We start from the raw sequence: 14,542 nt of genomic DNA, 5'->3' as shown, positions 1-14,542 counted from the left end.
TTGGTTATGCTCTGCAGTTAACAGCTAACCACTTGACCAACGGACCTTTAAAATATACCGCTAAATAAATAACGGAGAGTAAGGGATTCGAACCCTTGAGACGAGTATAAGTCGCCTACACGATTTCCAATCGTGCTCCTTCGGCCAGCTCGGACAACTCTCCGAATTAACCGCTACTCCGCCAGTTGGGCTCGAACCAACGACATCATGATTAACAGTCATGCGCTCTGCCAACTGAGCTATGGCGGAATCATCCAACTGAAGATCAGATCTTCTCTTAAATGAATTAACAATAATTCAGCGTGGCGACGACCTACTCTCACAGGACCCAAGGTCCAACTACCATCGGCGCTAAGAAGCTTAACTGCTGTGTTCGGGATGGGAACAGGTGTGTCCTTCTTGCAACCATCACCACACTAAATTATCTGAATGAACCTTTGTCCACTCAAAACTGAATATCTCTTCCAAAAGTTTCCTTAAATTGACTGACTCGTGGTTAAGTCCTCGACCGATTAGTACTAGTCCGCTCCATACATCACTGCACTTCCACTTCTAGCCTATCTACCTGATCGTCTCTCAGGGGTCTTACTTCTTACGAATGGGAAATCTCATCTTGAAGCTGGCTTCGCACTTAGATGCTTTCAGCGCTTATCCATCCCGCACATAGCTACCCAGCAATGCTCCTGGCGGAACAACTGGTACACCAGCGGTGCGTCCATCCCGGTCCTCTCGTACTAAGGATGGCTCTTCTCAAATTTCCTACGCCCGCGACGGATAGGGACCGAACTGTCTCACGACGTTCTGAACCCAGCTCGCGTACCGCTTTAATGGGCGAACAGCCCAACCCTTGGGACCGACTTCAGCCCCAGGATGCGATGAGCCGACATCGAGGTGCCAAACCTCCCCGTCGATGTGAACTCTTGGGGGAGATAAGCCTGTTATCCCCAGGGTAGCTTTTATCCGTTGAGCGATGGCCCTTCCATACGGTACCACCGGATCACTAAGCCCGACTTTCGTCCCTGCTCGACTTGTAGGTCTCGCAGTCAAGCTCCCTTCTGCCTTTGCGCTCTGCGAATGATTTCCAACCATTCTGAGGGAACCTTTGGGCGCCTCCGCTACGCTTTAGGAGGCGACCGCCCCAGTCAAACTGCCCACCTGACACTGTCTTCCGTGTGCTACACGCGAGTTAGAGGGACCATCTGTCAAGGGTAGTATCCCACCAACGCCTCCCTGTAATCTGACGACCACAGTTCCTAGGCTCCTACCTATCCTGTACATGACAAACAATCACTCAATATCAAGTTGCAGTGAAGCTCCATGGGGTCTTTCCGTCCTGTCGCGGGTAACCGGCATCTTCACCGGTACTATAATTTCACCGAGTCCCTCGTTGAGACAGTGCCCAAATCGTTACGCCTTTCGTGCGGGTCGGAACTTACCCGACAAGGAATTTCGCTACCTTAGGACCGTTATAGTTACGGCCGCCGTTTACTGGGGCTTCAATTCGTACCTTCGCCGAAGCTAAGCACTCCTTTTAACCTTCCAGCACCGGGCAGGCGTCAGCCCCTATACGTCACCTTTCGGTTTGGCAGAGACCTGTGTTTTTGATAAACAGTCGCTTGGGCCTATTCACTGCGGCTGACATACGTCAGCACCCCTTCTCCCGAAGTTACGGGGTCATTTTGCCGAGTTCCTTAACGAGGGTTCGCTCGCTCACCTGAGTGTTCTCCACTTGACTACCTGTGTCGGTTCTCGGTACGGGTTGGTTAAACTCGCTAGAAGCTTTTCTCGACAGTTTGATCTATTCACTTCGCTACTATACTTCGCTCCCCATCACACCTTACCCTTCAGTCATAAGCATTTCACTCATGACAAAGCTCGGTGCTTGGATGCCCTATTCCATCAGGGCGATGAACACAACCTCCTGTGTCCCTCCATCACTCAATCGTTTAATCCAAGTACAGGAATCTCTACCTGTTATCCATCGCCTATACCTATCGGCTTCAGCTTAGGTCCCGACTAACCCTGGGCGGACGAGCCTTCCCCAGGAAACCTTAGTCTTTCGGTGGACGGGATTCTCACCCGTCTTGCGCTACTCATACCGGCATTCTCACTTCTATACGCTCCACCACTCCTCACGGTATGGCTTCACCGCCTATAGAACGCTCTCCTACCATCCTTACGGATCCACAGCTTCGGTGTTCAGTTTAGCCCCGGTACATTTTCGGCGCAGAGTCACTCGACTAGTGAGCTATTACGCACTCTTTCAAGGGTGGCTGCTTCTAAGCCAACCTCCTAGTTGTCTGGGCAACTCCACATCCTTTTCCACTTAACTGATACTTAGGGACCTTAGCTGGTGGTCTGGGCTGTTTCCCTTTTGACTACGGATCTTATCACTCGCAGTCTGACTCCCAAAGATAAGACAATGGCATTCGGAGTTTATCTGAACTTGGTAAACCATAAGGCCCCCGCATTCAAACAGTGCTCTACCTCCATCGCTCTCACTTTGAGGCTATACCTAAATATATTTCGGAGAGAACCAGCTATCTCCAAGTTCGATTGGAATTTCTCCGCTACCCACACGTCATCCAAATACTTTTCAACGTATCCTGGTTCGGTCCTCCAGTGCGTCTTACCGCACCTTCAACCTGCACATGGGTAGGTCACTTGGTTTCGGGTCGACAACCATTGACTCCTCGCCCTATTCAGACTCGCTTTCGCTACGGCTCCGCTTCTTCAGCTTAACCTTGCCAATCATCGTCACTCGCCGGTCCATTCTGCAAAAGGTACGCCATCACCCATTAACGGGCTCTGACTACTTGTAGGCACACGGTTTCAGGTACTCTTTCACTCCCCTCCCGGGGTGCTTTTCACCTTTCCCTCACGGTACTGGTTCACTATCGGTCACTAGGGAGTATTTAGCCTTGCCAGATGGTCCTGGCGGATTCCAACGGAATTCCTCGTGTTCCGCTGTACTCAGGATACTCATAGGTTGAATCTCGCTTTCGTCTACGGGGCTCTCACCCTGTGCCGCACACCTTCCCAGATGTTTCGACTAACTTAATTCATACCACGTCTGAGTCCTACAACCCCAATGTGCATGCACATTGGTTTGGGCTCGTCCCACTTCGCTCGCCGCTACTATGGGAATCGCGTTTGCTTTCTCTTCCTGCAGGTACTAAGATGTTTCAGTTCCCTGCGTCTACCTCACTTGCGTGTGACAACCTGCGGTTGCCGGGTTCCCCCATTCGGATATCTCTGGATCTTAGCTTACTTACAGCTCCCCAAAGCATTTCGGTGTTCGTCCCGTCCTTCATCGGCTCCTAGTGCCAAGGCATTCACCGTGCGCCCTTACTTACTTAACCACTATGATGGTCGCGCTATTTTTTCTTCATCTTTCGATGAACTCGGTCAATTCTCGGTTTGATTATATCTCTTTCTTAAGAAATTATATCTTCACTTTTGAAATTGTTTCTTATTATTTCCTCGCATCGAAGAAATAATAAGCGATATTCAGTTTTCAATGAACAAAGTGCTAATTAATATAATTAGCGATGGAGAATAGCGGGATCGAACCGCTGACCTCCTGCGTGCAAAGCAGGCGCTCTCCCAGCTGAGCTAATTCCCCATAATTATAGTTAATATACCATTTTTTTGGTACGTTCGCAAGATAAATTAGTAATAGCTTGCTAATGGGCCTGAGTGGACTCGAACCACCGACCTCACCCTTATCAGGGGTGCGCTCTAACCAGCTGAGCTACAGGCCCAAATCTTTGCAGACCATTTATTAGAATGAGATAAAGCTCACTCAAAACTAAACAAAGACGGACACAATGTGCGTCGATAACTTCGTCTGCCATCTTGGCAGCTCCATGTCTCCTTAGAAAGGAGGTGATCCAGCCGCACCTTCCGATACGGCTACCTTGTTACGACTTCACCCCAATCATCCATCCCACCTTCGACGGCTCCCTCCATAATGGTTAGGCCACCGGCTTCGGGTGTTACAAACTCTCGTGGTGTGACGGGCGGTGTGTACAAGACCCGGGAACGTATTCACCGTGGCGTGCTGATCCACGATTACTAGCGATTCCGGCTTCATGCTCTCGAGTTGCAGAGAACAATCCGAACTGAGAATGGCTTTAAGAGATCTGCTTGGCCTCGCGACGTCGCTTCTCGCTGTACCATCCATTGTAGCACGTGTGTAGCCCAGGTCATAAGGGGCATGATGATTTGACGTCATCCCCACCTTCCTCCGGTTTGTCACCGGCAGTCTAACTAGAGTCCCCAACTCAATGCTGGCAACTAGTTATAAGGGTTGCGCTCGTTGCGGGACTTAACCCAACATCTCACGACACGAGCTGACGACAACCATGCACCACCTGTCTTCTTGTCCCGTAGGATTTCACCTATCTCTAGGCTATGCAAGAGATGTCAAGACCTGGTAAGGTTCTTCGCGTTGCTTCGAATTAAACCACATGCTCCACCGCTTGTGCGGGTCCCCGTCAATTCCTTTGAGTTTCAGCCTTGCGGCCGTACTCCCCAGGCGGAGTGTTTATTGCGTTTGCGCCAGCACTGAGGGGCGGAAACCCCCCAACACTTAACACTCATCGTTTACGGCGTGGACTACCAGGGTATCTAATCCTGTTTGCTCCCCACGCTTTCGAGCCTCAGCGTCAGTTTCAGACCAGAAAGCCGCCTTCGCCACTGGTGTTCCTCCATATATCTACGCATTTCACCGCTACACATGGAATTCCGCTTTCCTCTTCTGTACTCAAGTTGACCAGTTTCCAATGCAACTCCACGGTTGAGCCGTGGGCTTTCACATCAGACTTAATCAACCGCCTGCGCTCCCTTTACGCCCAATAAATCCGGATAACGCTTGCCACCTACGTATTACCGCGGCTGCTGGCACGTAGTTAGCCGTGGCTTTCTGATCAGTTACCGTCAAACCTATAACAGTTACTCTATAGGCTATTCTTCTCTGATAACAGTGCTTTACGATCCGAAGACCTTCTTCACACACGCGGCGTTGCTCCGTCAGACTTGCGTCCATTGCGGAAGATTCCCTACTGCTGCCTCCCGTAGGAGTTTGGGCCGTGTCTCAGTCCCAATGTGGCCGATCACCCTCTCAGGTCGGCTATGCATCAAAGCCACGGTAGGCCGTTACCCCACCGTCTAGCTAATGCACCGCGGGACCATCCTTCAGTGACAGCCGAAGCCGTCTTTCCCATTCCAGTCATGCGACTAGAACAACTATGCGGTATTAGTCATCGTTTCCGATGGTTATCCCCCGCTGAAGGGTAGGTTTCCCACGTGTTACTCACCCGTTCGCCACTCGCGTTGAAAGGAACAAGTTCCCTTCTCGGCGCGTTCGACTTGCATGTATTAGGCACGCCGCCAGCGTTCATCCTGAGCCAGGATCAAACTCTCATGAAAGATCATGAGTCTCGATTGACTCTAAAATTTTTACTAGCTTTTGTTTTTTTAATTGGTTGCCTCCAACTATGTTTCGAATTTATCGTTGTTCCAACTTGCGTTGGACCCTTTCACATTTGGTGTGTTTGTCTTTGTTCAGTTTTCAATGAGCTTTTGTCGCCTCCAAGAAGCAACTTCTATATAATAACAAGGTTAATTTGAGAAGTCAACACTTTTTTCAAATTATTTTATTATTATTTTTCTTCGTTCGTTTCCTGAACGACGAATGCAAAAACTATATTACCACCTCTTATTCAAGGAGTCAATACCTTTATTTTAATTTTATTATTATTTGCATTTTATTACCTATTTTTTCTCTTCTATCGTTATAATAGAAGCAATGAACATTTTAATAGGAGGTATCACGATGACACTTAACGAATCTTTTTTCTCGATTCAACAAGTCGCCCCACTTTGGCATAGCACTCTAGGTATTGAGCGCGAAACTTTAAGAGTACAACCCGACGGAACAATTTCTTCTTATCCACACCGTAAAGATTGGGGAACTCGTAATCATCAACCTTATATCCAAACCGACTTCGCAGAAAGCCAAGTTGAAATTATTACACCCCCTGAATATACAGCAGATCATTTAATGAGCTGGCTAAAAGCAGCTCATCAAATTGTGTCCGAAGATATTGTTGAAGAACAAGATTTGTTGTGGCCTTTTAGTATGCCCGCTTGTATTCCAACTGATACAACTAAAATAAAGATTGCGCAATTAACGAACCAAAAAGAATATGCTTACCGCGAAGGACTTGCGCGACTTTATGGAAAACATGTGCAACTAATATCCGGAATTCATTACAACTTTCAGCTAAATCCCGATGTTATCGAAGCTAATTATCAACAACATGGCGGACAAGAATCTTTCATTGACTATCACAATGAGACTTATATGCATTTGGTTCGTAATTATTTCCGATACCGTTGGTTTTTAACTTATTTCTTGGGTGCTAGCCCTTATGTCGCTGAAAATTATTCAACTAACTTTTATGGTAAACCGCATCAAATTCCAATGCGCTCTATTCGACAAAGTCGTTATGGTTATCAAAATAAAGAAACTGTTGTAATGGACTATACAGACTTATACTCTTTTGTACAGACGATTGAAGCTGCTTTGCAACGTGGCGACCTACACTTGGAGAAAGAACTTTATCGAGATGTTCGCTTAAGAGGCGCATCTCCGACTCGCGACCTTCTTAAAAAAGGAATTAGTTATTTAGAATTTCGAAATATTGATATTAATCCTTATTTACCATATGGAATTGATAAAGAAACGATTAATTTTATTCGTCACTTCTTAATTTCTATCTTGTTCTTAGAAGATGATCGCCAAGATAACCAAGTTGTAGAAGGTCATCAAATGAACTACCGAATCGCCGAAGCTCATCCATTAGATGCGTGTCCTTTCAAGGAAGAAGCACTTCATATTATTCAAGTAATGGACCGTGTAAATCAAGAACTATCATTACCTTATTGGCCATCGAAACGTGAATATTTAATTCAAGCATTAGACCAACCGGAGCTCACTTTGGCCGGGCAAATTGTCACTGAAACACCAGATTCAACTGACTACTTAGAAATGGGTCTTACCTTAGCACAACAACATCAACAGACAATGTTAGAGCAACCCTTCTTACTTCATGGATTTGAGGATTTTGAGTTATCTACTCAAGATGTCCTTAAGGAAGCGATTCGCCGAGGAATTCGAGTTGATATTATTGATAAACAAGATAATTTCTTACAGTTATCCTATAAAGACCAACAAGAACTCGTACGCAATGCGAATATGACACGCTTAGACTCATTGATTACATACTTCTCAATGGAGAATAAAGTCGCTACCAAATTTATTCTATCGCAAAATAATATTCGAGTTCCTAAAGGACAGAACTTTAACACTTTTGAAGCTGCGAATGCATATTATAGTCTCATACAGAATACGGGACTTGTCATTAAACCAAAGAATACTAATTACGGTATTGGTATTTCAATCTTTGTTGATAAACCGAACGAAAAAGAATACCAAGAAAGTATTCTTTTGGCTTTGGCCGAAGATGATACTGTGATTATTGAAGAGTATGTCAAAGGAACTGAACTCCGATTTTACTTACAGAATCATGAAGTGCTGGGCATCGTTGAACGACAACCTGCGCAAGTGATTGGGGATGGAACATCTTCTATTCAACAGTTGATTGAAAAAGAAAATCAAAATCCTCTCAGAGGTGTCAAGCATATGGCGCCGATGACCACATTGGAGCTAGGTTCTGTCGAGATATTACAATTAAAACATCAAGGCTTAACAGTAGATTCGGTACCCGAAGCAGGACAAATTGTTCACTTACGCGAAAATAGTAATGTGTCAACCGGAGGGATCTCGATTGACCGAACCCACGACGTTCACCCTTCCTATATTCACCTAGCACAAAATGCAGCTCGAGCACTCGATGCTCACTTCTGTGGTGTTGATATGATTATCGAGGACTATTCCGTACCGGCAGACAATCATAATTATGCTATTATCGAAGCGAATTATAATCCAAATATTACTATTCACCGCCATCCCGGCGAAGGTGAACCACGCCTGCTTGGTAAAGCGGTCTTGGAAGAGTTATTCCCTGAGGCTTTCTCGTAATTCATAACACAAAAAGCGTATCGCTCATTTTTTTGAGCGACACGCTTTTTATTTTAAAGTTAAATTAGGCAAAGATTAATTCAACAATTTCTTCTACGGTTGTTTTGCCGAAATAATGGACAACATCGACATCTTTCAGTGCTTCAATCACCGCTTGACGTTCGTATTTTACGCCCTCAAGCTTTGCTTCCACATCTGAAATATTGCCTAATCCGAAGAAATCGCCATAAATACGCACATCTTGCATTTTACCTTGGCGAACATTAAAACGAACATCCACAAAACCAAATGGGAATTTATGGCTTTGTTCGTATTGGAAATCAGGTGACTGACCATAGTTCCAATCCCAATTACCCATCCGTTCTTCGCGTATCTTCATAACGCCTTCCCAATCTTTGTCCGTTAATTTTAATTCCGGAACATCTTCACGGCGGTCAACGCCAAAAATCTCTAACAGTAAGCGATCGCGAAATTCTTCAATCGTTAAATCCTTGTACTCTTCTGAAACATAAGGTTTAAGATTCGTAACACGTGACCGGATAGATTTGACCCCTTTAGACTCTATTTTCGCCTTGCGGGGTTTAAGCGCATTCGTTACTTCGTCTAAATCCGAATCAAACAAAATTGTTCCGTGAGCTGTCATTCGGCCATCTTTTGCATACATCGCATTCCCAGAGAATTTCTTACCATCGATAAGTAAATCGTTTCGCCCTTCTAAAACAGCGCCAGTTGCTCCCATTTTGTGAAGTGCTTGAATCACCGGTTTAGTGAAACTTGCAAAATCTCGGAAAGATCCATCATCATCTTTAATGAAACAAAAACTTACGTTCCCAAGATCATGATAAACTGCTCCCCCACCAGACATTCTACGTACAACATTGATACCATGTTCATCAACATAAGTCTGGTTGATTTCCTCAGCCGTATTTTGGTTACGGCCGACAATGATCGAAGGTTTATTGATATAGAATAACAAAATCGGTTCATCGACTAATTTGTTTTCTACTAAATATGTCTCTAAGGCAATATTTAAATCTGCATCGTAATTCTGCCCATTATCGACAAAAATCATAATTTGACCCCCTATGCGTTATCACGGATACGTTGGAGGGCATCCGCATCTAATTCATCTAAAATTGCATTTACAAGTCGAACAGTATTCTTGTAGTCGTCTTCATGAATCACTGAAGTTTCTGAGTGTAAGTAACGAACAGGAACTGTGATTGCAATAGATGGAATACCTGTTTGTAAAGTATGGAATGATCCTGCGTCCGTTCCACCGCCTGGAATGAAGGTATATTGGAATGGAATATCATGTTTTTCTGCCACTTCAATCACAAAATCACGTAACCCTTTATGTCCTACCATTGACGCATCATAAACAATGACTTGAGGCCCTTTTCCTAATTCACTATCTGCTTCTTGAGCCGTCATACCTGGCGTGTCCCCTGCAGTCCCTGTATCTAAAGCAATCGCGATATCTGGTCTCACTAAGTTAGGTGATACTTTCGCACCACGCAGACCAATTTCTTCTTGGACGTTGGCTCCTGAAAACAGAATGTTTGGATGTTTATTTTCGTGGGCATGCTGTAATACATCGATAGCTACCGCACAACCAATCCGGTTATCCCAAGCTTTACCAAGCCAGAATGGCGTATCGTTCATACGACGTGTCTTAATATAAGGAGTTACCATATCTCCTGGACGGATGCCCATTTCTTCGACTTCTTCTTTAGAAGAAGCGCCCACATCGATAAAGACATCTTTAATATCGATCGGTTTATTACGCACTTCTGGTGTCAAAACATGCGGTGGTTTTGATCCGGTCACGCCAATATATTCTTTACCGTCACTTGTTGTAACCGTTACTTGGTGTGCTAGAACAACTTGACTCCACCATCCACCAATCGTGATAAAATGTAGGAAGCCTTTATCTGTAATGCGGTTGACCATGAACCCAACCTCATCCATATGGGCGGCCATTAAAATTCTTGGCCCTTCTTTATCCCCTGTATGACGAGCAAAGATTCCTCCTAGACCATCTTCTAGAAATTCTTCAGCGTAAGGCTGCGCTTCTTCTTTGAATAGTTTACGCACTTGGCCTTCGTTTCCTGCAATCGCATTGGCTTCAGTTAGTTTGACTAACAATTTTTCATTGATTTCCATTTGAACACCCTTTCTTTCATACTCTCTTCAGTATACACCCGTTTCACTATTTTGTTAACCCTTTCGTAGCTTCTCTTTTGTAATCCTACTTAACTCGGCTACGACGAAGATGACGCTGGTACCACCAACTAGCATACCATCGATTCCACACCCATCCGACTAGGAGCCAAATTGGTAGTAACAACCAAGACTGACTCGAACGGGTCAGGTAAGCTGACAATTGATAAACAAGGGATTGGCCCAATAGAATATATACCAAGCACGTCTGAAATGAGGATAAAGGGTTCATTGTTAGACCATCTTTAGGATATAACAGCATCATTGGATGGGATTCATAACGCGTTAATAGATTGACTAATTGAATGCTCGTAAGTAAATGACCCGCGAGCCCTAATGCAAGTTGCATTAAGAACGATTGCGTGCAAAGTATTAAGATGGCGAAAAAAATCATAACTCTTAACCATACACCGCTATACGCCCCGTTACGTGTTAGTGCACGACTAAAAATCAGATGGTACGGACTCGTTTTCAGTCTCTGAATTGGGCGCATCAATCGCTCTAGACAGTAATTATATCGAATCGGCGGTACCAATTGTGGGACATCCGCAAAAATACTTACCCAACGGTAAAATTGTGCCTGTCTGTGTTTTTCTAAGCCCACCACGGTATCGAATTGCGGCCACGAACTAGAAACATTACGGCAATCCACCGCTAACAATATTAGAATAACTAAACATAGCACGATTGCTAGCATCCCATTCGTAGGGTGAATAATACCCCAGGTAAAAATAATACTCAACATCACTTGAATCCAACGTGAAGGCGAGGTCGTCCATCTTGCTAACCCCAGTCGATAAGTTGTCAAATAATTCGTCATGGCTTGAATAAATCGGAAACTGATAACAAGTATGAGTAAAAGGGGCCATTGTGAGACGGTATATGGGCTAACGGTGGCGATAATTGGATACATCACAACGAGTACAACACAATTTACTACAATTGGCAGAATCATCCCAAATAAAATTCCTTTTGTCCAATAATGCCGCCAATGGGCTCCTTGCGGATACAAATAACTTGCGTCTGGAGCAAGCGTCAACCATAACGGGGAACCTACCTTCAATATTAATAGCATTAAAATTCCCATCACTAAGTATAACCACCCGGGAGTAGGTTCCGAATAATTTAATTGAAGAAAGAGAATCAGTTCACGGTAGTATAACCCTAAGAAAGATAAAATTATGACGACGAATATTGAAAAATGATCATTTAAAATTAATCTGGCATATTTCCCTACTTCGTTTAGCCAATTCTTTAAACGTTTCGACCATAGGTTGTTCATCTTAATTCACCTCGGCCAGTTTTAAGTAGATTTCATCCATCGTTGCACCAGGTAACTTGAATTGTTCTTGAAGTTGCGTTAGATTTCCATCCGCAACGATTTCACCTGATCGCATCAATAAGTAGCGATCCGCTAGTTGATCGGCCATGCTCAACACGTGTGTTGTAAATAAAATCGTTGCCCCAGCTTTTGCTCGCTGGCGCATCAAGTTCATTAAATCTTGAATTCCTACCGGGTCCAAACCTAAAAATGGTTCGTCAATGATAAAAATCGTCGCATCCGTTACAAACGCACAAATAATCATAACTTTTTGTTTCATTCCCTTTGAAAAATGAGTCGGGAACCAATCCAATTTATCAGCAAGACGAAACTTTTCGAGCATCGGTTGCGCTCGCTCCATAATAAGGCCTAATGGTAATTGATATCCGAGTGCAACCATCTCTAGATGTTCACGCAACGTTAACTCTTCATACAAAATTGGGGTTTCAGGAATATACCCAATTGAGCCTGCATAGCTCATTTGATCATCTAATAAAGATATCCCATTTAATAAAACTTCTCCTTCAAGAGGTTGAATTAAGCCTAAAATCGTTTTGAGTAAAGTAGATTTCCCTGCTCCATTCAAGCCGATTAACGAGACTACTTCACCCGGGTCTAACTGGGCATTAATGTGTTTGATTACCGGAATTCGCCGATAACCGCTTGACAAATTATTGATTTCAATCGACATCTCTTTCTCCTTCTATTGATATAATATGTGAAAAAGAGCACGACGATTCATGTTGTCATGCTCTTAGTAAACGATTGTTTGTTAAGACTTACTCACCTTCTTGAGTTGTTTCATCCGCTTGTGCCTGATTCGCTTCGTAATAGAATAACTCTGGTTGTTGTTCCCCTAAATAATCTAGAAACTCAATATTTCGGATAGCTGGATCTCCTAAGCGTGTCCATAAGTAACGGACTTGCAATATATCCCCTTGATATTGGTGTTCAATAATTGATGGTTCTTTTAATGAGTTAATTAAGTTCAACGCTGTCAGTCCGCGGTTGGCTAACTCACCAATTTCATCAACTTGAATGCCAAACTCTCCATCGAGTTCTGGGGTCCGATTTTCCAGACGAATCGATACAAGTTGATCATCGTTTTGGCTTACCGTAATTTCTAGTAAAATTACTTTTTTGTTTGAATAGCCGTAGTATTGATACCACTTGTATTCACCTGCCTCTTGAAATTCCGTCGGTTCACCTATTATTTCTTCAACTTGGGCTCCTGTTACTTTTTCGCCTTCTTCAACAAGCGCAGTCAGTTTAGCGTAATTATTCATTACGTCTTCAACATCCACTAATTTTTCCGGATCGTAATCACCTTCTAAAGCATATTTCGCTAAAAATTCCTGCGCTTCAGGATCGCTCTCAACTTCTGCATTCGTTGTCTCTTCAGCAAAAGTTGTTTCAACGAAGTCCGTAATCGAAGAAAGATAAACGCGCAATCGCTCGACCGCTACTTGATTGAAACTATAGCGGGTCACTGTTTCTTCAGAGATACTTTCATGAGAGCGAATAACATCTTGATCTAACACAATCAGTTCATGCGGGTGATCTTCCATTTCTGATGGCATCAATACGGATGTGTAAATAGTGTCTTCTACTTTTATTTGATAGAAGCTTTCAACCATAATATCTTGTCGTAACAAATCGGATACTGGGCGATCCGCTAAGCGTGACAAGAATGCTGGATGAACTTGTCCTTCCGTTTCTGTTGACTCGCCTTGGCTTAATCCTGCACCAACCCAGTGACCTTGCGCATTAAAATCTAATACTAAATAAGCTGCTGGATCGATTTCATTGTCCACGGTATAAATAAACCGGAACGCATCTTCACCAGATTCTATCGCCTCAGGCTCACCTAACTCTTCAAGGTATGCGTACATATCTTCATAGATGGACCCTTTGTTTGCATCAGCTAGGTCTCCCAATTCAAACTCAGTGTGTAGGGCGCGGTATACTTCCCATACTTTATCAAAGTTAGGGTTGCCAAGAGATTCTTCGAGTAAATACGTCAATAATTCTTCATTCGAAGAAACTTCCTGTACAGGCTCTTCTACCGGTGCAGTCGGTACATCAACCCGCTGTTGGTAGCTAGGATTTGGCACTTGATACACAGGAGGTTGGGGTCTCGGTGGACGCGGGGTCGTTTCCGGCGCAGGAGTTGTATCCTTTTCTTTGTCGTCTTCCTTATCCTTATCTTTATCTTCGTCTTTGTCTTTGTCCTTATCTTTGTCTTTGTCTTTATCTTTGTCTTTGTCTTTGTCTTTGTCTTTATCTTTATCTTTGTCTTTATCTTTGTCTTTGTCTTTGTCTTTATCTTTGTCTTTATCTTTGTCTTTATCACCGTCTGAATTATCATTCGATGATTCCTCTGGTGGATTTGGGGTATTGTTTTCCGAATCTTTATTATCTGGGTTTTCTGAATCTTGATCTTTTGAATCAGTATTACCAGGGTCTGGATTTGTCCCATCATTTTCAGAACCTGAGTTTGAATTATCTGGGGTAGTACCCTGTCCTCCATCCGGATTATTCGTTGCTGGAGGGTCCGCTGGTACATCTCCATCAACTACCTCAGATACAGCATTATCATCATCTGTTGCTAATACAAGTGAGCTAGCTTGCGCTAACACCATATTTACACTTAGCAGTCCGACCATCATACGAACTAGCGATTTCTTCATAATTTCACTCCTTAGTCTTGATTCCCGCTTATTATAACATTATTTTTCAGCTGAACATATTAATTTGACGTTACATTGTCTTAAAAGAGTTCGATTAGCGAACCTATTTAGATTTTCGATTCTAAATAAGTTCAGGCGGGAAATCTATTTGGATTTCAGATTCTAAATAGATTCAAGCGACAAACCTATTTGGATTTC

Annotated in this window: 6 protein-coding genes, 4 tRNA genes and 3 rRNA genes; 1 reads left to right on the top strand and 12 read right to left on the bottom strand. The window is 43.7% G+C overall.

From position 1 onward, the window contains the following. Positions 1 to 72 precede the first annotated feature (72 nt). From HMPREF9707_RS01350 to HMPREF9707_RS01320, 7 genes are all read right to left on the bottom strand, one after another. Positions 73 to 163: transfer RNA gene (locus tag HMPREF9707_RS01350), tRNA-Ser, on the bottom strand. Positions 164 to 176: 13 nt separating this feature from the next. Further along, positions 177 to 249, bottom strand: a tRNA-Asn gene (locus tag HMPREF9707_RS01345). A gap of 51 nt (positions 250 to 300) precedes the next feature. Continuing rightward, a 5S ribosomal RNA gene (rrf, locus tag HMPREF9707_RS01340) occupies positions 301 to 416 on the bottom strand. 76 nt (positions 417 to 492) lie between these two features. After that, positions 493 to 3,362: ribosomal RNA gene (locus HMPREF9707_RS01335) — 23S ribosomal RNA — on the bottom strand. Positions 3,363 to 3,552: 190 nt separating this feature from the next. Beyond that, positions 3,553 to 3,625 (bottom strand) — tRNA-Ala (locus tag HMPREF9707_RS01330). Between the two features lie 65 nt (positions 3,626 to 3,690). Further along, positions 3,691 to 3,764, bottom strand: a tRNA-Ile gene (locus HMPREF9707_RS01325). A 117-nt stretch (positions 3,765 to 3,881) separates the two neighbouring features. After that, positions 3,882 to 5,433 (bottom strand): 16S ribosomal RNA (locus tag HMPREF9707_RS01320). Together the 16S, 23S and 5S rRNA genes with 4 tRNA genes alongside form the textbook arrangement of a ribosomal RNA operon. Before the next feature lie 406 nt (positions 5,434 to 5,839). Between HMPREF9707_RS01320 and gshAB the strand changes: the two genes are divergently transcribed. Continuing rightward, positions 5,840 to 8,110, top strand: a complete 2,271-nt coding sequence (gene gshAB, locus HMPREF9707_RS01315; protein WP_006700927.1) for a bifunctional glutamate--cysteine ligase GshA/glutathione synthetase GshB — start codon at positions 5,840 to 5,842, stop codon at positions 8,108 to 8,110. Positions 8,111 to 8,174: 64 nt separating this feature from the next. Here the strand turns inward: gshAB and HMPREF9707_RS01310 are convergent, their stop codons facing one another. From HMPREF9707_RS01310 to HMPREF9707_RS09040, 5 genes are all read right to left on the bottom strand, one after another. Continuing rightward, on the bottom strand, positions 8,175 to 9,182 hold the full coding sequence (locus tag HMPREF9707_RS01310; RefSeq protein ID WP_006700926.1) for a lipoate--protein ligase: 1,008 nt from the start codon (positions 9,180 to 9,182) through the stop codon (positions 8,175 to 8,177). An 11-nt stretch (positions 9,183 to 9,193) separates the two neighbouring features. Next, complete coding sequence (locus tag HMPREF9707_RS01305) at positions 9,194 to 10,276, bottom strand: M42 family metallopeptidase (RefSeq protein ID WP_006700925.1); 1,083 nt, start codon at positions 10,274 to 10,276, stop codon at positions 9,194 to 9,196. 85 nt (positions 10,277 to 10,361) lie between these two features. Next, complete coding sequence (locus HMPREF9707_RS01300) at positions 10,362 to 11,615, bottom strand: ABC transporter permease (RefSeq protein WP_006700924.1); 1,254 nt, start codon at positions 11,613 to 11,615, stop codon at positions 10,362 to 10,364. 1 nt (position 11,616) lies between these two features. Then, positions 11,617 to 12,345: an ABC transporter ATP-binding protein gene (locus HMPREF9707_RS01295; protein ID WP_006700923.1), complete on the bottom strand. Its 729-nt coding sequence runs from the start codon at positions 12,343 to 12,345 to the stop codon at positions 11,617 to 11,619. Positions 12,346 to 12,433: 88 nt separating this feature from the next. Continuing rightward, positions 12,434 to 14,344, bottom strand: a complete 1,911-nt coding sequence (locus HMPREF9707_RS09040) for a hypothetical protein (RefSeq protein ID WP_006700922.1) — start codon at positions 14,342 to 14,344, stop codon at positions 12,434 to 12,436. Between the last annotated feature and the right edge of the window lie 198 nt (positions 14,345 to 14,542).

The sequence above is a fragment of the Falseniella ignava CCUG 37419 genome, from assembly GCF_000301055.1.
Classification (GTDB): Bacteria; Bacillota; Bacilli; order Lactobacillales; family Aerococcaceae; genus Falseniella; species Falseniella ignava.
Note: the sequence above shows the minus strand (reverse complement) of the source record. Positions and strands in the feature narration are given on the sequence as shown.